Source organism: Amycolatopsis silviterrae (assembly GCF_042684085.1).
Taxonomy (GTDB): domain Bacteria; phylum Actinomycetota; class Actinomycetes; order Mycobacteriales; family Pseudonocardiaceae; genus Amycolatopsis; species Amycolatopsis silviterrae.
The window spans coordinates 95,751-122,417 of sequence record NZ_JBHUKS010000018.1 but is presented as its reverse complement, the minus strand read 5'-3'; the positions used below and the strand labels follow the sequence as shown (position 1 = coordinate 122,417).

23 protein-coding genes and 1 tRNA gene are annotated in these 26,667 nt (G+C 68.8%); 18 read left to right on the top strand and 6 right to left on the bottom strand.

Translation table 11 applies throughout. The features are described from left to right. Positions 1–28 precede the first annotated feature (28 nt). The 9 genes from ACFSVL_RS25870 to ACFSVL_RS25830 all read left to right on the top strand — a co-directional run bounded on the left by ACFSVL_RS25870 (position 29) and on the right by ACFSVL_RS25830 (position 9,913). On the top strand, positions 29–1,090 hold the full coding sequence (locus tag ACFSVL_RS25870) for an N-acyl homoserine lactonase family protein (protein ID WP_378308135.1): 1,062 nt from the start codon (positions 29–31) through the stop codon (positions 1,088–1,090). Next, positions 1,083–2,906, top strand: coding sequence for an FAD/NAD(P)-binding protein (locus ACFSVL_RS25865; protein ID WP_378308134.1), 1,824 nt, complete (start codon positions 1,083–1,085; stop codon positions 2,904–2,906). Before ACFSVL_RS25870 ends, ACFSVL_RS25865 begins: the two co-directional genes overlap by 8 nt. After that, positions 2,903–3,862, top strand: a complete 960-nt coding sequence (locus ACFSVL_RS25860; protein WP_378308133.1) for a class I SAM-dependent methyltransferase — start codon at positions 2,903–2,905, stop codon at positions 3,860–3,862. The genes ACFSVL_RS25865 and ACFSVL_RS25860 overlap by 4 nt, the downstream gene beginning before the upstream one ends. Before the next feature lie 57 nt (positions 3,863–3,919). Continuing rightward, a complete protein-coding gene (locus ACFSVL_RS25855; RefSeq protein WP_378308132.1) occupies positions 3,920–4,300 on the top strand; it encodes a cupin domain-containing protein in 381 nt (126 codons plus the stop codon). 97 nt (positions 4,301–4,397) lie between these two features. Next, positions 4,398–5,606 (top strand): YbfB/YjiJ family MFS transporter, encoded by a 1,209-nt coding sequence (locus tag ACFSVL_RS25850; protein ID WP_378308131.1) that lies wholly within the window; start codon positions 4,398–4,400, stop codon positions 5,604–5,606. A gap of 24 nt (positions 5,607–5,630) precedes the next feature. After that, on the top strand, positions 5,631–6,419 hold the full coding sequence (locus tag ACFSVL_RS25845; protein ID WP_378308130.1) for an enoyl-CoA hydratase: 789 nt from the start codon (positions 5,631–5,633) through the stop codon (positions 6,417–6,419). A gap of 210 nt (positions 6,420–6,629) precedes the next feature. Then, positions 6,630–7,973 carry a KamA family radical SAM protein gene (locus ACFSVL_RS25840; protein ID WP_378308129.1) on the top strand — a complete coding sequence of 448 codons (1,344 nt, stop codon included), beginning with the start codon at positions 6,630–6,632 and terminating at the stop codon, positions 7,971–7,973. 101 nt (positions 7,974–8,074) lie between these two features. Beyond that, positions 8,075–9,187, top strand: a complete 1,113-nt coding sequence (locus tag ACFSVL_RS25835; RefSeq protein ID WP_378308128.1) for an FAD-dependent monooxygenase — start codon at positions 8,075–8,077, stop codon at positions 9,185–9,187. Between the two features lie 180 nt (positions 9,188–9,367). Then, complete coding sequence (locus ACFSVL_RS25830) at positions 9,368–9,913, top strand: TetR/AcrR family transcriptional regulator (protein ID WP_378308127.1); 546 nt, start codon at positions 9,368–9,370, stop codon at positions 9,911–9,913. Between the two features lie 14 nt (positions 9,914–9,927). Here ACFSVL_RS25830 and ACFSVL_RS25825 read toward each other — a convergent pair whose 3' ends face one another. From ACFSVL_RS25825 to ACFSVL_RS25815, 3 genes are all read right to left on the bottom strand, one after another. After that, on the bottom strand, positions 9,928–10,701 hold the full coding sequence (locus ACFSVL_RS25825; protein WP_378308126.1) for an alpha/beta fold hydrolase: 774 nt from the start codon (positions 10,699–10,701) through the stop codon (positions 9,928–9,930). 2 nt (positions 10,702–10,703) lie between these two features. Beyond that, positions 10,704–11,114 (bottom strand): hypothetical protein, encoded by a 411-nt coding sequence (locus tag ACFSVL_RS25820; protein ID WP_378308125.1) that lies wholly within the window; start codon positions 11,112–11,114, stop codon positions 10,704–10,706. Positions 11,115–11,452: 338 nt separating this feature from the next. After that, positions 11,453–11,525 (bottom strand) — tRNA-Arg (locus ACFSVL_RS25815). A 104-nt stretch (positions 11,526–11,629) separates the two neighbouring features. Here ACFSVL_RS25815 and ACFSVL_RS25810 point away from each other — a divergent pair. The 3 genes from ACFSVL_RS25810 (at position 11,630) to ACFSVL_RS25800 (ending at position 14,413) form a co-directional block, all read left to right on the top strand. Beyond that, positions 11,630–12,751, top strand: coding sequence for an epoxide hydrolase family protein (locus ACFSVL_RS25810; protein WP_378308124.1), 1,122 nt, complete (start codon positions 11,630–11,632; stop codon positions 12,749–12,751). A gap of 134 nt (positions 12,752–12,885) precedes the next feature. After that, on the top strand, positions 12,886–13,806 hold the full coding sequence (locus ACFSVL_RS25805; RefSeq protein WP_378308123.1) for a cation diffusion facilitator family transporter: 921 nt from the start codon (positions 12,886–12,888) through the stop codon (positions 13,804–13,806). A 10-nt stretch (positions 13,807–13,816) separates the two neighbouring features. Beyond that, a complete protein-coding gene (locus ACFSVL_RS25800; RefSeq protein WP_378308122.1) occupies positions 13,817–14,413 on the top strand; it encodes a flavin reductase family protein in 597 nt (198 codons plus the stop codon). A 44-nt stretch (positions 14,414–14,457) separates the two neighbouring features. Here ACFSVL_RS25800 and ACFSVL_RS25795 read toward each other — a convergent pair whose 3' ends face one another. Beyond that, positions 14,458–15,135, bottom strand: a complete 678-nt coding sequence (locus tag ACFSVL_RS25795; RefSeq protein WP_378308392.1) for a DUF305 domain-containing protein — start codon at positions 15,133–15,135, stop codon at positions 14,458–14,460. A 95-nt stretch (positions 15,136–15,230) separates the two neighbouring features. Further along, entirely contained in the window at positions 15,231–16,061 is an 831-nt protein-coding gene (locus ACFSVL_RS25790; protein WP_378308121.1) for a DUF3105 domain-containing protein, read from the bottom strand. Positions 16,062–16,264: 203 nt separating this feature from the next. Here ACFSVL_RS25790 and argS point away from each other — a divergent pair, with 203 nt between their 5' ends. From argS to rho, 6 genes are all read left to right on the top strand, one after another. Continuing rightward, positions 16,265–17,917: an arginine--tRNA ligase gene (gene argS, locus ACFSVL_RS25785; RefSeq protein ID WP_378308120.1), complete on the top strand. Its 1,653-nt coding sequence runs from the start codon at positions 16,265–16,267 to the stop codon at positions 17,915–17,917. 3 nt (positions 17,918–17,920) lie between these two features. Then, entirely contained in the window at positions 17,921–19,351 is a 1,431-nt protein-coding gene (gene lysA, locus ACFSVL_RS25780; protein WP_378308119.1) for a diaminopimelate decarboxylase, read from the top strand. Positions 19,352–19,414: 63 nt separating this feature from the next. Further along, positions 19,415–20,689, top strand: coding sequence for a homoserine dehydrogenase (locus ACFSVL_RS25775; RefSeq protein ID WP_378308391.1), 1,275 nt, complete (start codon positions 19,415–19,417; stop codon positions 20,687–20,689). Then, entirely contained in the window at positions 20,686–21,741 is a 1,056-nt protein-coding gene (gene thrC / locus ACFSVL_RS25770) for a threonine synthase (protein WP_378308118.1), read from the top strand. Before ACFSVL_RS25775 ends, thrC begins: the two co-directional genes overlap by 4 nt. Continuing rightward, complete coding sequence (thrB, locus tag ACFSVL_RS25765; RefSeq protein WP_378308117.1) at positions 21,738–22,628, top strand: homoserine kinase; 891 nt, start codon at positions 21,738–21,740, stop codon at positions 22,626–22,628. The genes thrC and thrB overlap by 4 nt, the downstream gene beginning before the upstream one ends. A gap of 406 nt (positions 22,629–23,034) precedes the next feature. Beyond that, complete coding sequence (gene rho / locus ACFSVL_RS25760; protein ID WP_378308116.1) at positions 23,035–25,035, top strand: transcription termination factor Rho; 2,001 nt, start codon at positions 23,035–23,037, stop codon at positions 25,033–25,035. 63 nt (positions 25,036–25,098) lie between these two features. Here the strand turns inward: rho and ACFSVL_RS25755 are convergent, their stop codons facing one another. Then, positions 25,099–26,643 (bottom strand): S1 family peptidase, encoded by a 1,545-nt coding sequence (locus tag ACFSVL_RS25755; protein WP_378308115.1) that lies wholly within the window; start codon positions 26,641–26,643, stop codon positions 25,099–25,101. Between the last annotated feature and the right edge of the window lie 24 nt (positions 26,644–26,667).

Here is a 26,667-nt window from a genome sequence, read left to right as displayed (position 1 = left end):
GGTTTTGTGCTAAGCGGGAGCCCGGCCATTGGCCGGGCTTTTTTCGCTGCCGGGTGCCGGCCTGGGCGGATCCGGGACCAAGATCGCACATTCGTTTTTGGTGAGTCAACACGACTGTTGCCGCGAGCGTTTGGTGTCCGCTACGTTAGATAACCATGATCTTCCTGGGGATAACGATCGTCACAAGCATGCCCGCCGCACCTCCCGGCCCCGCTTCTTTGCTGGTGGACCGGCGATGACCGGGAGTATTTCCGATTCGCCCGTTTATGAGGTCTTCGCCCTGCGCTACGCGTCGCACTACGGCCGGAAGAGTGCCGCCAATTTTCTCGGCGAGGATCCGCTCCACGGGTCGGAAATGCCGCTCGACTTCTTCGTCTGGCTCATTCGCGGGGAAGGGCGCACGATCCTGGTCGACACCGGTTTCACCCCGGAAACCGCGGTCCGGCGCGGCCGGCACTACCACGCGCATCCGGTCGATCTGCTGGGACGGCTGGGCGTCGCCGCGCACGACGTCAGCGACGTGATCGTGACCCACCTGCATTACGACCACGCGGGAAACATTTCCGCGTTTCCCGGCGCACGGATTCATCTGCAAACCACCGAGATGCAATTTTGTACCGGGGGCAGCATGCGGCACCCGGAATTGCGGAAGAACTACGAGGTCGCCGACGTGGCCGCCGCCGTGCAGACGCTGTATGAGGGCCGGCTGCACTTCGTCGACGGCGAAGAGGAGATCGCGCCCGGCATCTCGGTGCACCTGTGCGGCGGCCATACGCAAGGCCTGCAGTTCGTCACCGTCGCCACTGCGCGCGGGGAGATCGTCCTCGCCAGCGACGCCCTGCACTATTACGAAAATATCCGTCGCGGCGTTCCCTACCCGAGCTTTGTCGATCTCGCGGAATACCTCGACGCTTACCAGCGGATCGCGGCGCGCGCCCAGGACCTCGACCGCATCATCCCGGGACACGATCCGCTGGCTCTGACCGCGTTTCCGCGCTCTCCGGCCAGCCCGGACATCGCGATGGTGCACGCCAGTCCGGTCACCCGGCTGGCCTTCGAAGACGCGCGTGCGGACGCGGCCAATGTCTAGCTTCCGGCTCGCCATCATCGGCGGCGGGCCCCGGGCGCTCACCATCCTTGAGCGGCTGGTGGAGCACCGGACCCGGCTGCCCGACCACATCAGCCTTGAGGTGGTGGTGATCGACCCGGGAAACCTCGGCGAGGGAAGCCATCCCACGGATCAGCCCGGCCATCTTCTGATCAACACCCTCGCGTCTCAGGTCACGGTCCGCCCGCCGGTGAGTTCCGTCGGAGACGACAGCACGCCATCGGTGCTCGACTGGGCCGCTCAACAGCACTACCGCCGAGAGCTGCCAGCGGCGGAGCGAAGCCACCTTCCCCGCGTCGTCCTTGGCGAGTACCTGGCTGCCTTCGGCCGAGAGGTCGTTTCCGCGCTGCCGCTCAATATCCAGGTCCAGCACGTACGTGCACGGGCGCTCGACGTGCGGTTCGAGAACGACGGGTACGCGATCGATCTCGACAATGGGCAGACCGTTTTCGCGCGCTATTCCGTGCTCGCCATGGGACACGGGCAACGCGCGCAGACCGCTGAGGATCGGCGGCTGTCCGCCTTCGCGCACGATAACCGAGCCGCGAATCCGCACCTTGCCTACTTTGCGTCTCCCTATCCGATCAGCAAGCTGGACGCGATCGAAAGCCAGGCGCGGGTGGCGGTTCAGGGCCTCGGTCTTACCGCGCACGATGTGGTTTCGGCGCTCACCCTGGGGCGTGGCGGCACGTATCGGACTGAGCAGGGCAAGCTGGTGTACCAGGCCTCCGGACGTGAGCCGCGAGTCTGGCTCTGCTCCCGTCAGGCTTTGCCTTTCGCAGCCCGCGGGATCAACCAGAAGGGGCAGACCGGACGCCACATCTGCCAGTTCTTCACGCCGCAAGCCGTGGCCGGGCTTCGTGCCCGGGGCGACACACGGGTCGACTTCAAGGCTGATCTGCTACCGCTGCTCATTACTGAAATGGCCTACGCCTATCGGATCGCGGAAGGTGGCGAGCATGTCGAGCCAATCGGCTTCACACCGACGCCGGAGGTAATCCGGCTGATCCGGAAGATCCTGTGGCCGCTGGAAGACGAGCACTTCGAGTCGCCAGCGGAGTTTCGCCGATGGTTCCTGGCATACATGGCGAACGACCTCGCCGAAGCGTACCGGGGCAACCGCACCAGCGGCGTCAAGGCCGCGACGGACGTCCTGCGGGATGCCCGCGAGGCGTTCCGCGCGGCGGTGGAGTACGGCGGCTCGACGCCGGCCTCGCATCGCTATTTCGTCGAGCAATTCGACCCGATCGTCAACCGGGTCGCCTTCGGCCCTCCGCTGCGCCGCAACGAGGAATGGCTGGCTCTGTTCGAAGCCGGAATTCTCGAGGTCGCCGGTGGCGCGGCCAGCAGGGTCGAGACGCCCGATCATGAGCCCAGCTACCGGATCTCGCTCGATTTCCCCGACGGTCCGGTAGCGATCGCCGCTGACGTGGTGATTTCCGCGAGGCTCGACAAGTACTCGCCCTGCACCGACTCCTCTCCGCTGTCCGCGAATCTCGTGCGGCGAGGTCTGGTCCGGCCGTTCAGGAACGGGGAGTACCACCCGTCCGGAATCGACATCGACGAGAACCTGCGGGTAAAGAAGGCCGACGGCCGGGTGCACCCCCGGATGTGGGCCGTCGGATTCGTGGTCGAAGGGCCGCACTTCTATACCCACGCCTTGCCGCGGCCGGGAATTATGTCGAGGCAGACGGTGGATGCCGAACGGGTCGTGCTCGGGGTTTTTGACGATATCGCCGCAGCGGGCACCACGCGCGCGACGGCTACGCCTGACATTCGTTCGGAGGCGGTTCGATGACCAGCGAAAACTACGTATCTGAGCTTACCTTTCCGGAGTATCTGCGGGAGATTCGCGCGAAGCACCCCGGACTGTCCGAACTGCTCGACCCGGAGCGCATCGAGACCGGGGCGATCGAGCCCTACCTCAAAGAACTGAACACGTTGTCCTGGGAGTTCGAAGACCAGGACAACGGAGGCCGCGGACTGGCGTGGAGTCAAGCGCAGAACAGTTCGAACAGCAGGCGAGGCGGCATGATCAGCCTCCTGGAACGGTTCTCTCCCGGATCAGCCCTTCGGGTGCTGGACGTCCTCGGCGGCAGTGGCACCATCGCGCGATTGGCCGCGACCCTCGGAGACAATGTTCCCACGATTATCACCGCTGATATCTCCAACCTGATGATAAGCTCTTGTCGCGCAAGCGGTCTGCCCTATATCCGCCAGTCCGCGGCGAGAAGCCTGTTCCGGGACGACTCGTTGGACGGCGTTCTCATCGGCTATGGCACGCAGCTGCTGAGCCCGCAGGTCCGGCGGCTGGCGGTGATGGAAGCGCACCGCACGCTCAAGCCCGGATCCCCGCTGGTGCTGCACGCCTTCGAGGCAGGCCAAGGCGCCGCGCGGTTCTTCGAAGAGGTCGTGCATCCCTATTCGCGCACGGGACACCCCCACGAACACCTCACCCGCGAAGAGATCAGCGGCCACTTCGCCAACGCCGGCTTTGCCGATCTGCGAATCCACGAGATGGATGACTCGTTTTTGGTGCGAGGGCAGACGGCCGAGGAAGCGAAAAGCAACGCGCTGCGGCATTTGTACAGCGCATACGACCTCTGCAAGATTTCGGGCGAACCGGACGAAATCGAAGCGCGGCTCGCGCCTCTCGTCGAGGAGACACTCGGGCCAATCTCGGTTCGGCGCGAGCAGGAGCACTACCTCGCGGAAGTCCCGCGCGCCGCGCTGGCGGCAATTGGGGTGAAGTAGCAGTACCCGCGTAGTGGCTGACCAGAGAATGCAGAAAACCGCACTAGGAGGAGTAGCATGCCAGACGTCGAAGCATCCACCGAGACACCGGCCAGTGCAGTGCACGTCCAGGGAGGCATCAAGCGGACGCTTTTGCAGAAGACCGAGTTTCCCAACGGGCACATCATCAACACGAGCATCATCGAGGTCCCGGCCGGTACCAGTGCGTCCCCGCACACCCATCCCGGCATCGAGACCGGCTATGTGCTCGGCGGCGAGTTCTACTTGTGCGTCGAAGGCAAGCCCGACCAGCATCAGGTCCTCGGCAGTTCCTACACGGTTCCCGCGGACGCGGTGCATTACGCGAGGGTGCCCGGCCCTGATCCGCTGAAGGTGCTGTGCTTCTTCGTCGTCAACGAAGCCGAGCCGCTCGCTACCGTGGAAAGGGCCGCTCCGTAACGGAGCGAGGCTCACTGGAGTTCCATCCGATCGCGTCTTGAGGTAATGGACAGTGGCAGCAGGTCTACCCCCGAAAACTGAAGTCAGTCGAAGGCGAATGTGGAGGGAGGTCATCACGGCGCTGGGCTTGTCCGGGGGCGCGGCGGTCGCCCTGGGGCTCTCCCGGTTCGCCTACGGCCTGCTGCTGCCGCCCATGCGCGCGGATCTGGGATGGACGTATGTAGAAGCCGGTGCGATGAATACCGCGAACGGCGTGGGTTACGTCGTGGGCGCACTGGTAGCGGCATGGCTGGCTTATCGCTGGGGCATGGCCCGTACGTTCCTCCTGGGTTTCGCCGTAAGCGTCGTGATTCTGCTGGTCACCGCGGCCACCACGAATCTGTTCGCCCTCGTGGCGTTGCGGACTATCGGGGGTGCTTCGACGGCGCTCACCTTTATCCTTGGCGCCGCATTGGCCTCCGCGATCTGCCCGGCGGAGAATCCGCGCCGGCGCGGAACACTGGTCGGTCTCTACGTCGCAGGCGTCGGGGTCGGCATTGTCCTGGCTGGGGTGGCCATTCCGATCGTGCTGGCCAGTGGTGTGCAGCAGTGGCCGGCGGGGTGGATTGTGCTGGGCCTCATCGGTGCCGTGAGCCTGCCGGCAGTGTGGTGGGCCGCCCGCAATGTGCGAGAGCCGGCGGGCGGCCGCATCGCCTTGTTGCGCGGCCCGGAATTCCGCAAGGTCGCGCCCACGTTCATCGGGTACGGGCTCTTCGGGGCCGGCTATGTCGGCTATATGACGTTCATTATCGCGCTGTTGCAGGAACAGGGACGCAGCAGCGGACAGGTGATCTGGTTCTGGTCGGTGCTGGGACTGGTGTCGGCCGTGGCGACCATGCTGTGGGGAAAGGTGCTCGGAGTCATCCGGGAGTCGCGGGGGCCGTCCATGGTGTTCGCGACGGTCATGCTGGGCACGTTGCCGGTTCTCCTCTTTCCGTCGAGCCCGGCGGCCATGTTCGTGTCCGCGGTCCTTTTCGGCGGCAGCTTCCTGGCCGGTCCGACCGCGATCACCATCGTGGCGCAGCGGCAGTTGCCGGTCTCGTCGTGGACGGCGGCCATCGCGCTGCTGACGGTCGCGTTCGCGTTCGGGCAGGCCGTCTCCCCGGTGCTGGCGGGCGCGATCTCCGACGCCACCGGCAACATCTCCGCGGGCTTCTGGGTGTCGCCGGTCATGCTGGCGATCGCCGCCGGGGTGAACTTGCTGCAGCGTCCCGCCGCTGATCAGATGAGCCGGTCGTACGACGGAGCCAGCGGTCGGCCCACCTGACCACCGACGCCCAGGAGGAACGCCATGCCCTACGAATACCTGCTCACCAGCGAGCACGGCGAAGGCCCGCTGAAGACCGGTCTGATCCAGCTCAACCGGCCGAAGCAGATGAATGCGCTGAACGACCAGGTCATGGACGAACTGGGCGCGGCGCTGCTGGCCTTCGACGAGGACGAGAACATCGGCTGCATCGTGCTGACCGGCACCGGCAAAGCCTTCGCCGCCGGGGCCGACATCGCGGCGATGAAGGACTACGACTTCATGCACGCCTGCAAAACCAACTTCATCTCGCGCAACTGGGAAACGATGCGCCAGGTCCGGAAGCCGGTCATCGCCGCGGTCGCCGGGTATGCCCTCGGCGGGGGCTCCGAGGTGGCGATGATGGCCGACTTCATCATCGCCGCCGAGACCGCCAAGTTCGGCCAGCCCGAGATCACGGTCGGCATCGTGCCGGGTGCCGGCGGGACGCAGCGGCTTCCGCGTGCGGTCGGCAAGGCCAAGGCGATGGACATGGTGCTGACCGGCCGGATGATGGACGCCGCCGAGGCCGAGCGCGCCGGGCTGGTGTCGCGGGTGGTGGCGGCCGATCAGCTGCTGCCGGAGGCGCTCGCCGCCGCCGACACCATTTGCGGCCTTGGCATGCCCAGCGTGATGCTGGCCAAGGAATGCGTGAACCGGGCGTTCGAAAGCCCGCTGTCCGACGGGCTGGCCTACGAGCGGCGCATGTTCCACGCGTTGTTCGGCACGGAAGATCAGCGCGAAGGCATGGACGCTTTCCTCACCAAACGCACACCGCAGTTCAAGCACCGCTAATACCGAGCCGGTTGGTCTGGCTCGGCCGAATGGGGGACATGTGAGCCGAGACGCTTTCCAGTAGCCGAAATGTGGGGCTTTCGGCCATAAAAGCAGGGCGCTGATTCCTTTGCGGCGGATATCGCGCCGGGTTTCTTGACGCCCTTTTTTCGAGGAGAAACACGACGAAGAGGGCTTCGCGGCCTTCGGCAACGGAGTGAAGGTACGCACGTGACTCTGATGGATACTGCCCAGACAACCTCGACGAACCGCGGATTCCGCGCCTTCACCGCGAGACATCTCGACCGGCTGACCGCCCGCGCGGGGTTGTCGCCGGACGAGCGGCTGGCGGTGCGAGCGGTGGCGGAAGTCCTGCCGTTCCGGACGAACAACTACGTGGTCGACGAGCTGATCGACTGGTCGGCGGCCCCGGCCGACCCGATCTACCGGCTGATGTTCCCGCAGAAGGACATGCTGCCGGAGGAGGACGTCGACCACATCGCCGGCCTGCTGCGCCGCGACGCACCACGCCAGGAGGTCCAGCAGGCCGCCCATCGGGTGCGGATGCGGCTCAACCCGCACCCGGCGGGGCAAATGCAGCTCAACCGGCCGGTTTTGGACGGACACGTGCTGGAAGGCGTGCAGCACAAATATCGCGAGACGGTGCTGTTTTTCCCTCGCCAAGGCCAGACCTGCCACGCCTATTGCAGTTACTGCTTTCGCTGGCCGCAATTCGTCGGCGAACCCGGTTTGCGCATCGCGGCCGACGACGGCGGCTCCCAGGAACTCGTCGATTACCTGCTCGCCCACCCCGAGGTCACCAATGTGCTGATCACCGGCGGCGACGCGATGATCATGAGCGCGGCGGTGTTGCGGCAGCAGGTGGCACCCCTGCTCGCGCTAGAACAGATCGAGTCCATCCGGATCGGCACGAAGGCACTCGCGTTCTGGCCGCGCAAATTCGTGACCGACCCGGACGCCGGAGACCTGCTCGCGCTGTTCGAACAGGTCGTCCGCGCGGGCAAGAACCTGGCTGTGATGGCCCACTTCTCCCATCCGCGCGAGCTGGAAACCCCGATCGTCGAAGAGGCGATCGCCCGGATCCGGGGCACCGGGGCCGTCATCCGCACCCAGGCGCCGCTGATCCGTTCCATCAACGACGCGGCGGAGGTGTGGGAATCGATGTGGCGCAAGCAGGTGCGCCTCGGCATGGTCCCGTACTACATGTTCGTGGAGCGCGACACCGGTCCCGCGGACTACTTCGCGGTGCCGCTAGCACGCGGGTACCAGATCTTCCGCGACGCCTACGCCGCGGTCTCCGGCCTCGCGCGGACCGTGCGGGGACCATCCATGTCGACGACGGCGGGGAAGGTCTGCGTGGACGGGGTGGTCGAGCTGGCGGGCCGGAAGGTCTTCGCCCTGCACCTGATCCAGGCGCGCAATCCCGACCTGGTCGGCAGGCCGTTCTACGCCGAATACGACCCCGCCGCGGTCTGGCTGAGCGATCTCAAACCGGCCTTCGGCGACCGGTTCCCGCTGGAGGAAAGCCCTGATCCCGAAGAGCCGGTCTGCTAGACGGATCAACGGACTGGCCTGCCCACCTCCATCAGGCTAAAGCAACGAAAAGTTGCTATAGTCGCCCCTGGGGAACGTGGATCAAGGGAGAGGAGGCCAGGATGCGGATCCTGGTGAGCGGGGCAGGGGTGGCGGGACTCAGCGCGGGCATCGATCTGACGCGTGCCGGGCACACGGTCGAGATCGTCGAGCGTGCCGGGCATCTGCGGACGAACGGTTCGCCCATCGACGTGCGCGGGGACTCCGTCGGGGTGATCGAGCGGATGGGGCTGCTGGACGAGGTGCTCCAGCATTCGATCACGATGACCGAGGGGGCGAAGTTCGTCGACGAGAACGGCGCTGTCGTCGCCCCTCAGCCGATGTCGGAGACCAATGATTCCGATGCGGACATCGAGATTCCCCGTGAAGACCTGATGCGGATTCTGCGGGAGGCGTTGCCGGAGGGAGCCCAGCTGCGTTTCGAGGACTCCGTGCGGACACTGTCCGACGACGGCGGCCAGGTCTCCGTCGGGTTCGATTCGGGGCGGGAAGACCGGTACGACCTCGTGGTCGGCGCGGACGGCGCGCACTCGAACGTGCGACGGCTGGTGTTCGGTCCGGAGCGGGAGTTCTCCCGGCATCTCGGCCTGTACGTCGCGATCGGCGCCGCGCCCGCGGAGGCGGTCTCGGAAGGCGTGCCGCATTCGGTGCACATCCTCAATCTGCCGGGGCGGATGGCGTGCCTGGGCCGGTACCGGGACAAGGCGCTCGCGATCTTCACCTTCCGCTCGGAGAAAATCGAGTACGACCACCACGATCTGGCCGCGCAGAAACGCATTCTCGCCGATTTCTACGGCAAGGACCGGCAGTGGCGGATTCCTGAACTGCTGGCCGCCGCCCAGGCGGACCCGGAGCTGTACTTCGACGCCATCGCCCAGATCCACCTGCCGACGTGGCATCAGGGACGCGTCGTCCTCCTCGGCGACGCCGCGCACTGCGCGACTCCGATGGCCGGACGCGGCACCTCCCTGGCACTGACCGGAGCATGGCTCCTGACCGAAGAACTCGCCCGCCACGATGGCGACCACGCGGCGGCGTTCACCGAATACGAGCGGCGTCAGCGGCCTTACTCGGACAAGGCGCAGGCGTCCGCGAACAGCGGGGCTGCTCTCCTGGTCCCCGCGACGTGGGAGGACATCGAGCGGCGCAACGCGCGGCTGCTGCTCGCGCAGTAGGGCGGTACGGCATCATGCACCCGGGGGCCGGACCGGCGGCACCGTCCCCCGGGTGCCTGGTCGACCAGCCGCCGCGCAGCGAGTCTTCAGGGGTGAGTGACGGTGGCCGACCACAGCGGGGCGGGCAAAGACGCCGGGAGCGCGACGCCGGCCCGCCGGCCGGGCGGACGGAACGCTCGCGTGCGTGAGCGCGTGCTGGCCGCGGCCACCGAACTGGTGGCGCGGGACGGCATCGAAAGGTTCCGCTACGAGGAAGTGGCCGAACTCGCCAAGGTGAACAAGACCACCGTCTACCGGAACTGGCCGGACCACGTCGAGCTGGTGATCGAAGCGCTGTCCTCGTACGACGCGGACAGCGTGGTGCTCAAGGACTCCGGTGACCTCCGTGTGGACCTGGCCGAGTTCCTCGTGGCTCTCGCCGATTCCCTGTCCACTCCGCGAGGCCGCGCGCTGTCGAACGTAACGGCGTCGGCTCCGGAGAACGAAGAAGTGACCGCGATCGTGGACGCCGCGCACGAACGGCGGATGGCGACCATGCGCGAAAGACTGGACAAAGCGTTCGAACGCGGCGAGCTGCCGCCGGTGGACGTCCATTTCCTCACCGAAATGCTGTCCGGCCCGGTGCATTTGCTCCTCCGCCGGGGCCGGCGATCCTTCACCCGCGAAGACGCGGATCAGGTCGTCGACATCATTCTGGCGGGTATTCACGCGGTGCACGCGGAATAGCGCCGCGACGCGGTCTACCGCGGAGAAGCCAGGATGAAGTCGCGAACCAGCGCGGCCACCTCGTGCTTGGCCTCCAGCGTGATCCCGTGCCGCATACCGGGAAGCACCTCAAGGCGGGCACCGGGAATCGACTCGGCAATCTGCTGTCCGTACGCGACTTTGCCGAGCGGATCGTCGGAGCCGTAGATCAGCAGGGTGGGTGCGGTGATCTCGACAAGACGGCCAAGGACGTCGAACTCACGGATCGCGTCCATCCGGCGTTTGTCCGCCCCGGCAGGTCGGTGGAGGAGAATTCGCCGGGCCTCGGCGAGCAATTCGGGTGACCGCCGCCCGTTCCCGGACAGGACGGCGTCGAGCATTTTGGCCGCGCGATCTTCCGACGCATGAGTGAGGTTCTGTGTGGAGGCCGGTGCCGCGGAGAACCGCGGAATCGCGGTTCCGACGGTCAGCGTCCGCACGACCTCCGGCCGGCTGATCCCGACCTGCAAGGCGATGGCTCCGCCGTAGGAGGCGCCGAAGACGTGCGCGCGTTCGTAGCCGAGCCCTCGGATCAGGGCCGCGCAGTCGTCGGCGAGATCCTCCATCCGGTAAGGCTCCGCGGGATTCGTGGAGCCGCCGGTGTCGCGCTGGTCGTAGGCGATGGCCCGGATCCCGTCGCCGAGCACCGGCCGGAACGTGTCGTACTGGACGAGGCCGCTCTCCCCGCCGTGAAGCAGGATGAGCGGTTCGCCCGAGCCAGATTCTTCGTAGGCGATCGTGACGGCGCCGTGGGAAATGTGCTGAAGCATGGTCAGTCCCGTCGTTCCTGGCCGCGCCGGTCGGTCAGCTGTCCCCGGTCGTTGGCGACCCCCGGCAGTTCCGCCGGGCTGGGGGACGGCTCACTGATCAGCTCGACGATGTAATGGGTGACGCTGCGGTCCTCGAGGTTGCGAATGCGGTGCGGGCGAAGGGGTCCGCCGCGCCCGACCGTCTTGAACATCGCGAAGCCCGGCGTGACATCCAGGGAAAGCGACCACTCGGGATCACCGAGTTCCTGGCCTTCGGCCCGTCCGGCGTCCGGCCACAGAACGAGGTGGTCGTGGTGGTGCTGATGGAAGTCGAACATGCCGCCGGGAGGCAGGGTCATCGCCCAGACCCGGACCCGGTCGTTCTCGAACACCAGCGTGTCGCCCGGGTCGGGCGGATAAACCTGGTCTGTCATGACTGCTCCCGGATCCGGCGATACCGGGGCCCGAAGGCGGATGCCCCCGGAGACGCCGCCGTCGAAGCGGCGAACCCCTCATGATCTTTCCTACTCCGAACGGCAGCTTCGCGCAACTATTAGTTGCTTTAGCGGCGTCGGGGAGGCGGTGCCTGGCACGTCGTGCAGCTGAACGGGACACGGCGGATCGGTGTGTGTGGTCCGTACCCCTGGGTGCGCTGGACTGCCTTTCTGGGACCGGCTTTCGATGGCGTGCTGGCATATCTGATGCGCAAACGCGGAAACGAGAACGGCGGAGACGTCATATTTGACATCTCCGCCGTTCCCGTATTCGAGTGTGCCCTCGGCAGGATTCGAACCTGCGACACCTGCCTCCGGAGGGCAGTGCTCTATCCCCTGAGCTACGAGGGCTCGCTTTCGCGACTGAACAGAGCCTAGCGCATGCCCCTCAACGGCCGCGCACAGAGGGTGCTTAGCGCGGTAGCGTCGAACCATCGAGACGGAGGGAGGCGGCGGTGCGCGCCGAGCCGTTCCAGGTCAGGGTGGCTGTTGAGGACATCGACGACGTGCGGGCGCGGTTGCGGCGCACCCGGTGGCCGGAGGCGGAGACCGTCGGCGACTGGTCGCAGGGGCTGCCGCTCGCCTACGCGCGGGAGTTGTGCCGCAGCTGGGCCGAGGACTACGACTTCGGCTTCGCTGACCGGCTCAACGTCTTCCCGCAGTTCCGTCAGGCCATCGACGGCCTCGGCATTCACTTCGTGCACCTCCGTTCGCCGGAGCCGGACGCGTTTCCGCTGGTGATCACGCACGGCTGGCCGGGTTCGGTGCTCGAATTCCTGGAGATCCTCGGCCCGCTGACCGACCCGCGGGCGCACGGCGGCGACCCGGCGGACGCGTTCCACGTCGTCGCGCCCTCGCTGCCGGGGTACGGCTGGAGTGACAAGCCGACCGAAGCTGGTTGGGGCGTGCGGAAAATCGCGATGGCGTGGGATCAGCTGATGGTCTCCCTCGGCTACGACCGGTACGGCGCGCAGGGCGGCGACTGGGGTTCGGCGGTGTCGGGGGCGCTCGGCGAAGTCGCGCCGGAGCGGGTCGCGGGCGTGCACGTCAACATGGCGGCCGCTCCGCCCGGGGAGTTCGCGGACGAGACGGCCGAGGAACGCGAAGGCGCGCAAGCGATGGCGGAGTTCCGGCGTACCGGCCAGGGGTATTCGGGGCAACAGGGCACGCGTCCGCAAACTCTCGGCTACGGCCTCACCGACTCGCCGGCCGGACAGGCGGCCTGGATCGCCGAGAAGTTCTGGGCCTGGACTGACAACAACGGCCGTCCAGAGGACGCGGTCACCCGGCAGCAGCTCCTCGACGCGATCTCGGCGTACTGGTTCACCGCGTCGGCGACGTCGTCCGCCCGGCTGTACTGGGAGAGCTACCGCAGCTTCGGCGATCTCGTCACCGCGCCGTCGGGCATCTCGGTCTACCCGCGCGACATCGTCCGTCCCTCGCGGCGGCAGGCGGCGCTGAAGTACACCGACCTGCGCTGGTTCGAGCGGCTGCCGCGCGGCGGGCACTTCGCGGCGATGGAACAGCCAGAGTCGCTCGTCGAGCAGATTCGCGGGTTCTTCCGCCTCGTGCGCTGATCTTTCCCACCTCGCGGAACAGGGCTGGGAGAACGCTCCACCAGGCATTAGAGTGAAGTTAGGCTAACCTGTATTGCACATATGCGCATGTCACTATATATTTCCTCTCGACACCGAAACTTGGGAGGCGAGCGATGGGACACGGGCACGGCCACGGGCACACCGCCGCTCCGGCGAGCGCGTCCGGCCGCTACGTCCGCGCACTGCTGATCGCGCTCGCGGTCGGTGCCGGGTTCATGGTCCTGGAGTTCGCGGTCGGCTTCGCCACCGGCTCGCTCGCGCTGATCTCCGACGCCGCGCACATGTTCACCGACGTCCTCGGCGTCGGCATGGCGCTCGCCGCGATCGTGCTCGCGCGCCGCAGCGGGCCGACGCCCAGCCGCACGTTCGGCATGTACCGGGCGGAAGTCCTTGCCGCGCTTGCCAATGCGGTGCTGCTGTTCGGCGTCGCGGGGTACGTGGCGGTCGAGGCGATCGGCCGGATCACCGACCCGCCGGAGGTGCCCGGGCTGCCGGTGCTGCTCGCCGCGGCGGCGGGGCTCGTCGCGAATATCGTCTCGTTCCTGGTGCTGCGCTCGGGCGCGAAGGAAAGCCTGAACGTCCGCGGCGCGTACCTCGAAGTGCTGGCCGACCTCGTCGGCTCGGTCGGCGTGCTGCTCAGCGGCGCGATCACGCTCACCACCGGATGGCGTTACGCCGACCCGATCATCGGTGTCGCGATCGGACTGTTCGTGCTGCCGCGCACCTGGACGCTCGCCCGCCGCGCGCTGCGGATCCTCTTCCAGCACGCGCCCGCCGGCGTGGACGTCGGCGAGATCAGCACCGAACTCGCCGCGCTGCCGGGCGTCGCGGACGTGCACGACCTGCACGTCTGGACCCTCACCTCGGGCATGGAGGTCGCTTCGGCGCACTTGACGGTGAAAGCCGACGCCGAACAGTCCACAGTGCTCACCAAGGCGCAGGACCTGCTGTCGGTCCGCTACGAGATCAAACACGCGACGCTGCAAGTCGAAGGACCGCAATGCGCGCGCCGGTGCTCGGAGCTGTCCTGGTAGACCGGGGGCTATGCGCAAGGATTTCGACCCCGCACAGCTGGCCCCGAACGCGTTCTACCACCTCCTGACCGCCGCCGTCGTGCCCCGGCCCATCGCCTGGGTGTCGAGCACGTCGCGGGCCGGGGTGGACAACCTCGCGCCGCATTCGTTCTTCACCGTCGCCTCGGCCGCGCCCGCCGTCCTGCAGTTCACCTCCGTCGGACGGAAGGACACCCTGCGCAACGTCGAGGCGACCCGGCAGTTCGTGGTCAACCTCGCGCCGGAGCCGTTGTTCGAGCAGATCAACGCCACCGGCGCGGATTTCCCGCCGGAGCTGAGCGAATTCGACGAAGCGGGGTTGACCCGCGAGCCGAGCCTGAAGGTCCGCCCGCCGCGGGTGGCGGAATCGCCGGTGGCGTTCGAGTGCGAACTGCACAGCACGGTCGGGTTCGGGCGTTCGACGGTGGTGTTCGGGCGGGTCGTGCACCTCGCGGTCAGCGAGCAGGTGCTCGACGGGGACCATCCGATGATCGAGCGGCTGCGGCCGTTGTCCCGGCTGGGGCGGGACGAGTGGGGGAAGCTGGGGGAGATCGTGGAGCTGGCGCGGCCGCGGTACAAAAGCTCGTGAGTGGCAATCCCGGTTAGAACCGGGATTGCCACTCACGACGTCTTTCAGGGGCCAGGCAGCGGCTGCGCGCTCCGGTCCTTCAGCATCGCCTTCATCTGGTCCATCTCGGCCCCTTGCGACACCAACATGCTGCGGCACAACGCTTTCACCGCGTCATTGGCCGTGTGGTCCTGCGTGTACTCGGCCATCGCGACGCCGCCCTGGTGGTGGCGCAGCATCAGCTGCAGGAAGTCGACGTCCAGCGCGCGGCCGGACAGCGTGCGCAGCTTCGCGAGTTCCGCGTCGGTGGCCATGCCGGGCATCGGCGCGCCGCCCGCCGGGGAGCTGGTCGGCATCTGCATGCCGGCGTGCCCCATCGGCTCGGTCATCCACTTCATGTACGCGCCGGTCGCCTGCTCGGGCTGGTCCCACAGCATGAGCCAGCCCTTCATCCGCCCGACCTGCTCGGTCTGCGTGCGCTCGATGTCGAACGCGAGCTGGCGGATCTCCTGGTCGGCCGAATGGTCGCGGGCCCAGCCCGCCATGGTGACCGCCTGCAGGTGGTGCACCGACATGTCCTGGGCGAACCCGACCTCGACCGAACCCGCGCCGGGCGTCGCCGGCACCGCGTCGCTGCCGTCGGTGAGCCGCGTCGCGAAGACGCCGATCGCGGCCCCGACCAGCAGCACGGCGAGCAACGTCCCGCCGATGACCACCCAGCGCGACCAGCCGGTCCGTTCCACCGGAGCCGGCTCAGCCTGCTCAGCGGGTTCGGCGGCCTCGAGCTTGGTGCTTTCGACGCCGCCGACCTCAGCCGCCTCTTCGGAACGCCCCACGGTCACTGCCCGGCCGGCGGGGTCCCCGGCATGCCGCCCTGCTCGCCCTGTGCTCCGGGGCTGCCCTTGTAGTCCATCGGCTTCGCGTCCTTGCCCGGCTTGCTCGGGTCGAACTTCGGCGGGTTGGCCGGGTCGAACAGGCCCTTGCCGAGCGCGTCGCACGAGGCGCCGATCTCCGGGTACACGCCGTTCGGGTTGCTCCGCAGCGCGGCGATGAACTGGTCGATGCGCGGGTCGTCGGCGCTGTCCAGCTTCAGCTGGTGGCCCCACGACTGCAGCGAGATCGGCTTGTCCAGGCCCGGATACGGCGACATCATCGTGAACGGCTTGCCCTTGACCCGCGCCTCGAGCAGCGCCACCTGGTCGTCCTTGACCTGGTCCGGGTTGTAGGCGATCCACACCGTGCCGTGCTCCAGCGAGTGCACCATGTTCTCGTTGCGCACCGCTTCCGGGTACACGACGCCGGTGCAGGTGGCCCAGCTCTGGTCGTGCGGGCCGCCGAACGGCGGGCTCTGGTCGTAGGCCACCCGCTCGGTGGGCAGGATGTGCAGCTGACCGGTGTACTGCTTGATGACGATGCCGGGGATCTTCTTTGACGGGTCCGGGTTGCTCGCGGTCGGCGCGAAGGCGGCGGCCGCCTCGTCGCGGGACGCCTGGTCGCGCTTCGGAGCGGACTTCACCAGGTAATAGGTGACGACACCGGCCAGCAGAGCGACCACCACGACGACGCCGATGATGGTGCCCCAAGGCGTCCGCTTGCCCGCGACGACCGAGCGGTTCTTCGCCGCCTTGACCGCGGACGAGCCCTTTTTCTTGGTGGTCCCGTTGGCCATGATTGCCGAGATCTCCTCGTGAGAGCGGGGAAGGGAGCCGGGCGGACCCCTGCCGGTAGCCCAGTGTAGAGACCGGGCGTGCGATCACCGTGAACACCCGGGAGGCGCCCCGGCGAGCGGAACATCCGCCTCCGGTGTGCCCGCCGTCTCGCCAGCGCGTACCGCCGCGAGCGCGCGGCCGAAGCGCACCTAGAATCCGGAGAGTGACTCCCGCCGCTCTCGCCGATCTGGTCCGCAGCTCCGCCGAGCAGGTCCTCGCCGCACGCGGCGTCGACGCCGCCGTGCTGCCGGAGACCGTGACCATCGAACGCCCGCGCAATCCGGACCACGGAGACTACGCGACCAACCTCGCGCTGCAGGTGGCCAAGAAGGCGGGCATGCAGTCGCGCGAGTTCGCCGAGGCGCTCGCCGAGGTCGTCGCCGGCGCGGACGGCGTGGCCGCGGCCGAGGTCGCCGGGCCGGGCTTCCTCAACTTCCGGCTCGCCGCCGACGCGCAGGGCGAGGTCGTGCGCCAGGTGCTGGCCGCGGGCGCGGAGTACGGCCGCGGCGACGCGCTGGCCGGGACCCGGATCAACCTGGAGTTCGTGTCGGCGAACCCGACCGGCCCGATCCACCTCGGCGGCACGCGCTGGGCCGCGGTCGGCGACGCGCTGGGCCGCGTGCTGGGCGCGCAGGGCGCGGACGTCACCCGCGAGTACTACTTCAACGACGCCGGCGCGCAGATCGACCGCTTCGTGCGCTCGCTGATCGCCGCCGCGAAGGGCGAGCCCGCGCCGGAGGACGGCTACGCGGGCGGGTACATCAGCGACATCGCGGCCGAGGTGATCAAGGCCGAGCCGAGCGCGCTGAGCCTGCCCGAGGACGAGCGGCACGAGACCTTCCGGCGCATCGGCATCGAGCTGATGTTCAGCCAGATCAAGCAGAGCCTGCACGAGTTCGGCACCGATTTCGACGTCTACTTCCACGAGAACTCGCTGCACGAGTCCGGCGCGGTCGACGCGGCGGTGCAGCAGCTCAAGGACTCCGGCAACCTCTACTTCGCCGAGGGCGCCTGGTGGCTGCGCTCCAGCGAGTACGGCGACGACAAGGACCGGGTCGTCATCAAGAAGGACGGCAACCCGGCCTACATTGCGGGCGACCTGGCCTACTTCAAGGACAAGCGCAACCGCGGTTTCGACCTGTGCTTCTACATGCTCGGCGCGGACCACCACGGCTACATCGCCCGGCTCAAGGCCGCCGCGGCCGCGTTCGGCGACGACCCGGCCACCGTCGAGGTGCTGATCGGCCAGATGGTGAACCTGGTCAGCGACGGCAAGCCGGTGCGGATGTCCAAGCGCGCGGGCACCGTGATCACGCTCGAGGACCTCGTGGAGGCGGTCGGCGTCGACCCGGCCCGCTACGAGCTGATCCGGTATTCCGTCGATTCCTCTTTGGACATCGATTTGGACTTGCTGCGCAAGCATTCCAACGACAACCCGGTCTACTACGTGCAGTACGCGCACGCCCGGCTGTCGTCGCTGCAGCGCGGCGCGGCGGACCTCGGCATCACGGTCTCGGACGTCGATTTCGGACTGCTCACCCTGCCCGCCGAGGGCGATCTGATCCGCACCATCGGCGAATTCCCCGCCGTGGTGCGCCGGGCCGCGGAGATGCGCGAACCGCATCGCGTCGCCCGCTACCTCGAGGAACTGGCCGGGGCGTACCACAAGTTCTACACCGTGGGCCGTGTTCTTCCGCAGGGCGACGAGGAGGCCACCCCCCTCACCCACGCCCGCCTCGCTTTGTGTGAAGCCGCGCGCCAGGTGCTGGCGAACGGCCTGTCGCTGCTCGGTGTCTCCGCTCCGGAACGGATGTAAACCATGGCGCACCCCGCGGGCCCCCGCCACGCCGACGTCTACCCCCATGCCGACGCCTCCGGGTTCCCTCCCGCGAGTGCCGGCGAACTCGACCAGCTGCCCGCGAAAGTGTGGCCGCGCAACGTTTATCGCGCCGCGGACGGCGTCGTCCGGATCGCCGGGGTCGACGTGCGCGACCTCGCCGAGAAGTACGGCACGCCGTTGTTCGTGGTCGACGAAGCGGACTTCAAGTCCCGCTGCGCCGACTACGCCGAGGCGTTCGACGACCCGGCGCTCGTGCACTACGCGTCGAAGGCGTTCCTGTCCGTCGAGGTCGCCCGCTGGGTGGCCGAGCAGGGGCTGAGCCTCGACGTCTGCAGCGGCGGCGAGCTGGCCGTCGCGCAGCGCGCGAACTTCCCGGCGGAGCGGATTACGTTCCACGGCAACAACAAATCGGTCGCCGAACTGGACGCCGCGGTCGAGGCCGGGGTCGGCACCGTGGTGGTCGACTCGTACTACGAGATCGCCCGGCTCGCCGAAATCGCCGCCGCGCACGGGATCGAGCAGAAGGTGCTCGTCCGGGTGACGGTCGGCGTCGAGGCGCACACCCACGAGTTCATCGCGACCGCGCACGAGGACCAGAAGTTCGGCTTCTCGCTGGCTTCCGGCGACGCCGCCGAGGCCGTGCGCCGGGTGCTGAACGCGCCGTCGCTGAAGCTGGTCGGCCTGCACAGCCACATCGGTTCGCAGATCTTCGACGCCGACGGGTTCGAGGTCGCCGCGCGCCGCGTCGTCGGGCTGCTCGCCGACCTGGCCAAGGAACACGGCCGGGACCTGCTGGAGCAGATGAACGTCGTCGACCTCGGCGGCGGTTTCGGCATCGCGTACACCGAAAAGGACAACCCGCCGCCGCCGTCGCAGATGATCACGCAGATCCGCGACATCGTCCGCAAGGAATGCGCGTACGCCGACCTTCCGGTGCCGCGCATCGCGGGCGAACCCGGCCGCGCGATCGCCGGTCCGGGCACGTTCACGCTGTATGAGGTGGGCACGATCAAGGACGTCGCGCTCGGCGACGAGACCGCCCGCCGGTACGTCAGCGTCGACGGCGGCATGAGCGACAACATCCGCACCGCGCTCTACGACGCGGTCTACGACTGCCGGGTGGTTTCCCGGTCCGCGGCCGACGGAGACGACCCGGTGACCCCGGCGCTGTCTCGCGTGGTGGGAAAACACTGTGAGTCCGGCGACATCGTCGTCCGAGACTGCTGGTTGCCAGACACCCTGGCTCCCGGCGACCTGCTGGCCGTCGCGGCGACCGGTGCCTATTGCTACGCGATGGCCAGCGGTTACAACCGGCTGCCTCGGCCCGCGGTGGTCGCCGTGCGCAACGGCGCCGCCCGGCTGCTGCTGCGCAGGGAGACGACGGACGACATGCTGCGCCTGGAGGTTTGAGAAGTGTCCACTGTGTCTCCGAAGAGCCTGTCTCCAACGGACCGTGCGCCCATCCGGGTCGCCATGCTCGGCTGCGGCACGGTCGGCAGCGAGGTCGCCCGGCTGCTCACCGAACAGGCAGGCGAGCTGGCCGCCCGTGCGGGCGCGCCGGTGGAACTGGCCGGCATCGCGGTGCGGCGGCCGGACAAGCACCCGGAGCTGCCCGCCGAACTGCTCACCGACGACGCCGCGGCGCTCGTGGCCCGCGAAGACGTCGACGTGGTGGTCGAGCTGGTCGGCGGGATCGACCCGGTGCGCAGCTGGCTGCTCACCGCGCTGAACGCGGGCAAATCCGTGGTCACCGCCAACAAGGCGCTGCTAGCCGAGCATTCGGCCGAACTGTTCGAGGCGGCCGACGCGGCAGGCGTCGACCTGTACTTCGAGGCGGCCGTCGCCGGGGCCATCCCGCTGCTGCGCCCGCTGCGCGAATCGCTGGCGGGCGACCGGATCACCCGCGTGATGGGGATCGTCAACGGCACCACCAACTACATCCTCTCCGCGATGGACGCCACCGGCGCGGGCTACGCCGAAACGCTCGACGAGGCCAGCCGCCTCGGTTACGCGGAGGCCGACCCGACGGCGGACGTCGACGGCTACGACGCCGCGTCGAAGGCCGCGATCCTTGCCTCGCTGGCGTTCCACACCCGCGTCACCGCGAAAGACGTGCATCGCGAAGGCATCGCGGACGTCACGGCGTCCGATCTGGCCGCCGCGCGCACGCTCGGCCGCACGGTGAAGCTGCTGGCGATCTGCGAACGGGTGACGGCCGACGACGGTGCGGAATCGGTGTCCGCCCGCGTGCATCCGGTGATGATTCCGCGCAGCCACCAGCTGGCCGGCGTCGGCGGCGCGTTCAACGCGGTCTACGTCGAAGCGGACGCCGCGGGCGAGCTGATGTTCTACGGCCAGGGGGCAGGCGGCGCGCCGACCGCCAGCGCGGTGCTCGGCGATCTCGTCGCGGTCGCGCGCAACCAGGTGCTCGGCGGCCGCGGCCCGCGCGAATCCGCGCACGCCGCGCTGCCGGTGCGGCCGATGGGCCAGACGCCGACGCGCTACCACGTGAGCCTCGACGTCGCGGACCGCGCCGGGGTGCTCGCCCAGGTGGCGCAAGCGTTCGCCGGGCACGGCGTGAGCATCGCCGCGGTGCGCCAGCGCGACGCGAACGACACCGCGAGCCTCGTCGTGGTGACTCATCTTGCGCCCGACGCGGCTTTGCAGTCCACTGTGGACGAAATCGCGAAACTCGATGTGGTGCACGAGGTTGTCAGCGTGATGCGGGTGGAAGGCGAAGACGCATGAGTGCGTGGCCGGGAATTATCGAGGCGTACCGCGACCGGGTTCCGGTCCCCGACGGGGCGCGCGTGGTGACGCTCGGCGAGGGCAACACCCCGCTGCTGCCCGCCGCGCACCTGTCCGAGCTGACCGGCGCCGAGGTGTACCTGAAGGTCGAGGGCGCGAACCCGACCGGCTCGTTCAAGGACCGCGGGATGACCGTGGCGATCACGCACGCGCTGGCCAGCGGCCTCAAAGCGGTGATCTGCGCGTCCACCGGCAACACCTCGGCCTCGGCCGCCGCGTACGCCGCGCGGGCCGGGCTCACCTGCGCGGTGCTGGTGCCGCAGGGCAAGATCGCGATGGGCAAGCTCGCCCAGGCGGTGCTGCACGGCGCGCGCATCCTGCAGGTCGACGGCAACTTCGACGACTGCCTCGAACTCGCCCGCAAGACCGCCGCGGACTATCCGGTCACGCTGGTCAACTCGGTCAACCCGGTGCGCATCGCGGGCCAGAAGACCGCCGCGTTCGAGATCTGCGACGTGCTCGGCGCGGCCCCGGACGTGCACTGTCTCCCGGTCGGCAACGCGGGCAACATCACCGCGTACTGGAAGGGCTATTCGGAGTACGCGGCCGACGGTGTGGTCAAGAACACCCCGCGGATGTTCGGTTTCCAGGCCGCCGGTGCCGCGCCGCTGGTGCACGGCGAGCCGGTTTCCGACCCGGACACCATCGCGACCGCGATCCGCATCGGCAGCCCGGCGTCCTGGGCGGGCGCGGTGTCCGCGCGCGACGAGTCGGACGGCCTGTTCGAGGCGATCACCGACGAGAAGATCCTTGAGGCGTACCGGCTGCTGGCCCGCCGCGAGGGCGTGTTCGTGGAGCCCGCGTCCGCGACGAGCGTGGCCGGCCTGCTGGCCACCGCGGCCGACGGACGGCTGCCGAAGGGCGCGAAGGTGGTCTGCACGGTCACCGGGCACGGCCTGAAGGACCCGGCGACGGCGCTGGAAGGCAACGTCGAGGTGGAACCGCTCGCGGTCGACCCGACGGCCGTGGCGGCGGCGCTGGACCTGCGATGACCGCGCTGCCCGGGTTCCGCGCGACGGTCCCGGCGTCGACGGCGAACCTCGGCCCGGGATTCGACGCGCTCGGCCTCGCGCTGGCCCGCTACGACGTGGTCGAACTGCAGGTCACCGAGGGCGGACTGAAGATCGAGGTGCTCGACGCTGGGGCGGGCGGCGTCGAGGACGTCCCGACCGACGATTCCCACCTGGTGGTCCGTGCGATCCGGCGGGCCTGCGAGCACCTGGACGTACCGGTGCCGGGCCTGCATCTTCGTTGCCATAACAGCATTCCGCACGCGCGCGGCCTCGGTTCGTCGGCCGCCGCGGTGGTGACCGGCGTGGCGCTGGGCTACGCGCTGGCCGAGCGTCCGCTCGACGACGACGCGCTCCAGCTCGCGGCCGAGTTCGAGGGCCACGCCGACAACGCGGCGGCGAGCCTGTTCGGCGGGCTCGCGGTGGCCTGGGCCGAGGACGGCCGGTTCCGCGCCGAGCGCGTGGAGCCGAACCCGGCGATCCGGCCGGTGGTCGCGGTGCCGGCGGAGAAGTCGTCCACCAACATGACGCGCGGCCTGCTCCCGGCGCAGGTCCCGCACGCCGACGCGGCGCACAGCGCGGGACGGGCGGCGCTCGCCGTGCTGGCCGTCACCGAGCGGCCTGAGCTGCTGATGGCCGCCACCGAGGACCGGTTGCACCAGGATTACCGCGCCGAGGCGTACCCGGCGAGCACCGCGCTCGTGCGCACGCTGCGTGCCCAAGGCGTGCCCGCCACGATTTCCGGAGCCGGGCCGACTGTGCTCGCTCTCACGCTGAACGGAATACTCCCGGCGGGCGTGGACGTCACCGGGTTCGACGTCGCCGAATTGCCGGTGGACCGCGATGGCGTGCAGGTTGTGGCCAGGTGACGACCTGGTCACAGGCTGGGCGGCAGCGTGCGCCACGCGGGGGGTGGTTGTTGCACCCGGACAGGGCGCGGTCTACCCTCGGGGGCGTTCGATCACCGTGCGTTTCCGCACCCGATGCCGGGCCTGTTCGCCCCTAGCGGCGGCTCCGGTCCGCATCCTTCGTCGATCCGCCGATTCCGCACCGCCTGGCACGCGGGAGGCGGAGGGACGCAGGCGGGTTTCCGGTTCCGGCGGTGCCGAATTCCGCTTTCTCCGTCCGGAGGGGGCAAACACCCTGTGCTGGCGGCGCTTCGCTGTGTCTCGCACGGCTGGGCGCGAGCCGTCCGCATCGGAGGCAGAAGCCGTCTCGCTACCGGCGGCAGTCCGCTGATCCACCTGGAACGTGGATCGGTCAGGAAGGACATGTGTGAGCAACACCGATCTGTTGAGCGGCGACGTGGAGACCCCCGCCGCGGCCGCTGAGACCAATGGGGCCGCGGCAGCTCCGAAGCGCCGCACCGGGGGCCTGTCCGGAATGGTCATCGCCGAACTCCGCCAGCTGGCGGGCGAACTGGGCGTTGGCGAGACCACCGGCATGCGCAAGGGGGACCTGATCGCCGCGATCCGCGAGCGCCAGGGCAAGAGCAAGAAGCGCGCCGCCGCGACGGCCGAGACGCTGCCGCTCGACGGCGTCGGCGAGCCGGTCAAGGCGGAGAAGGCCGAGAAGCCCGCCCGCCGGGCCAAGTCCGACGCGCCCAAGTCCGAGGCCCCCAAGGCGGAGCCGAAGACCGAGCAGGCGCAGGCGGAGGCTCCCAAGGCCGAGGCTCCGAAGGCGGAGACCGCGCAGGCTCCCGCCGAGAAGCCCGCCGCGCAGGAGCGCCCGGAGCGGCACGACCGCTCCGAGGGCCAGTCCGACGGCCAGTCCGAGGAGGGCGGCCGCAACCGCCGCCGCCGCGGCGGCGCGAACCGGGGCGACGGCCAGCGCGACCAGCGCGGCGACCGCCAGGGCGGCAACCGCGACAACAACCGGGACAACCGGGACGGCAACCGCGATAACCGCGACAACCGGGACGGCAACCGCGACAACCGCGGCGGGCAGGACAACCGGCAGCGGAACAACCAGCAGGACAACCGCGACAACCGGAACGACAACCGGAACAACGGCCCGCAGGACGACGACGAGGAAGGCGGCCGCCGCGGGCGCCGCTTCCGCGACCGCCGCCGCCGGGGCAGCGGGGGCGGCCAGCGCGAGGGCGGCGCGCCGGACACCGAGATCCGCGAGGACGACGTCCTGCTTCCGGTCGCCGGCATCCTGGACGTGCTCGACAACTACGCGTTCGTGCGCACCTCGGGCTACCTGGCCGGGCCGAACGACGTGTACGTGTCGCTGTCGCTGGTCCGCAAGTTCGGCCTGCGCCGCGGCGACGCGATCACCGGTGTCGTGCGCCAGCCGCGCGAGGGCGAGCAGCAGCGGCAGAAGTTCAACCCGCTGGTGCGCGTCGACTCGATCAACGGGCTGGAGCCGGACGAGGCCAAGCGCCGTCCCGACTTCACCAAGCTGACCCCGCTGTACCCGAACGAGCGGCTGCGCCTCGAGACCGAGCCGCACAAGCTCACCACCCGCGTGATCGACCTGATCATGCCGGTCGGCAAGGGCCAGCGCGCGCTGATCGTGTCCCCGCCGAAGGCAGGCAAGACCACGATCATGCAGGACATCGCGAACGCGATCACGACCAACAACCCCGAGGCCCACCTCATGGTCGTGCTGGTCGACGAGCGTCCGGAAGAGGTCACCGACATGCAGCGGTCGGTGAAGGGCGAGGTCATCGCCTCCACCTTCGACCGCCCGCCGTCCGACCACACCTCGGTCGCCGAGCTGTCCATCGAACGGGCCAAGCGCCTCGTCGAAATGGGCCACGACGTGGTCGTGCTGCTCGACTCGATCACCCGTCTCGGCCGGGCCTACAACCTGGCCGCGCCCGCGTCCGGCCGGATCCTGTCCGGTGGTGTCGACTCGACCGCGCTGTACCCGCCGAAGCGTTTCCTCGGCGCCGCGCGCAACATCGAGAACGGCGGCTCGCTCACCATCTTCGCGACCGCGATGGTGGAGACCGGGTCCACGATGGACACGGTGATCTTCGAGGAGTTCAAGGGCACCGGCAACGCGGAGCTCAAGCTGGACCGCAAGATCTCCGAGCGCCGCGTGTTCCCGGCGGTCGACGTCAACCCGTCCGGCACCCGCAAGGAGGAGCTGCTGCTCTCGCCGGACGAGCTGGCCGTCACGCACAAGCTGCACCGCGTGCTGCACGCGCTGGACTCCCAGCAGGCCATCGACCTGCTGATCTCGCGGCTGCGCAAGACGAAGACCAACATCGAATTCCTGATGCAGGTCTCGAAGACCGCCCTCGGCGGCGGAGACGACGACTGAGTCTCGCCTCTTCGTGAAGCGGCCCGCCCCGGGTTTCCGGGGCGGGCCGCTTTCGTTTCACGATCAGGCGCGGCTCCCGGTCAACCGGCATCCCGGCCGGTCAAGGTCGATCCGGTTTCCCGGGGCGAGGCAGCCGTCGATCGCCGACACCTGCTGTCCGTAGCTGCGGCCCTTGACCGCGGTGACCGTTCCGTCCGCCGCCACCTCGCACGGGTTGCCCTCGGTGCACGACTCGCCGTCGCGGTTGTGGGTGTTGTTGATCCCCACCACGGTGTTCCCGTCCGGCGACAGCAACGCCGTCCCGGAGTACCCGGGCAGGCTGACGCATTTGTCGCTGTCGGCGTATCGCACCGACTGGTCCTGCTGCCAGCCGCCTTCCCTCAGATGCGGCACCACGGCCGCCGCCTCGCATTTCGGCCGGCTGCTTTCGTAGGCCATCTGCATCCGGTCCCCGGCTCGCATCGGGGAAGACGACAGCTGGAACACCTTGGCGCCCGCGGCCGCCAGCTGCGCGTACGTCCGGTCCAGCCGGTACAACGCGACGTCGGTGCCGGTCATCGTCGCGTACGCCAGCCGGGTCGCCTTGGCGGTGGTCTTCGGATATCCCTGCCGATCGGCGATGGGAATCGCCTTTTCCAGCCCGGCCGGCTGATTCACCAGCGCTTTGCCCGGCTCCGGCCGGTTACCCGACACGCAATGGCCGTTGGTCAACGCCAGCGCCGGGTCCGAATCCTTGGCGGTGCGCGGCCGGATCACCGATCCCATGCACCCGCCGATCTTGGCGGTGCCTTCCACGTTGGGAATGACCGAGTCCGGCGGAACGGCGGTGCCGGACACGATCCCGTTGATCCATCCGGCGTTCCGCGTCACGTCGACGTACATGGCAGGCAGATCGGCACCGCGGATGCCCGAGCCGACTACCGTTCCGGCTAACGCCCATCCCGCGCCGTCGCGGACCAGCGCCGGTCCGCCGGAGTCGGTCACGCCCGGCCCGACCTTGTCCTGCAGGCTTCCGATGCACAGGGGAGGCGAGATTCCGTTGTCGTCCCAGCATTGCGGCAACGGCTGCACCACGGTGTCCGCTTGGTGCAGCTTCCGGGGAAAGCAGACCGGATCGGCGAAGTTCCCGCACGACAGCGAAGTGGCGCCCCAGCCGAGAATCCGGACCTTGGTGCCGTCGGCCGGGGTGCCGGTCGCCAGCCGGACCGGCTGCGCCCGGACCGGACTGGCCAGATGCAGCAGCGTCAGGTCCTCGCCGGGCGGGTTGTAAGTGGCGTGGCGGCGGTAGAACTTGTCGACCGAGACCAGCTCGCCGCCGGATTTCGTGTCCGCCGATCCGACCCGGACTTTCCAGCCGCGGGGCACCGCCGTGGTCGCCCCGGTGGGAGTGTTGGCGCAATGCCCGGCGGTCAGCGCCCACTGCGAGCCGATGAGCACGCCGGTGCACCGATGCCCGTCGGGCCGGGGCGCGTCGTACTGGAGGGAAACGAGGAATGAGTAAGGCTGCGAAGACTCGGTGCCGCCGATGATGGCGGACGCTGGGCTGGCCTGGACCACGGTGGCGGCCAGCACAGTGCCGAGCAGCAGCGCGGAAGATCGAATGCGCATGGCTCGCACGATGTCGGCCGCATG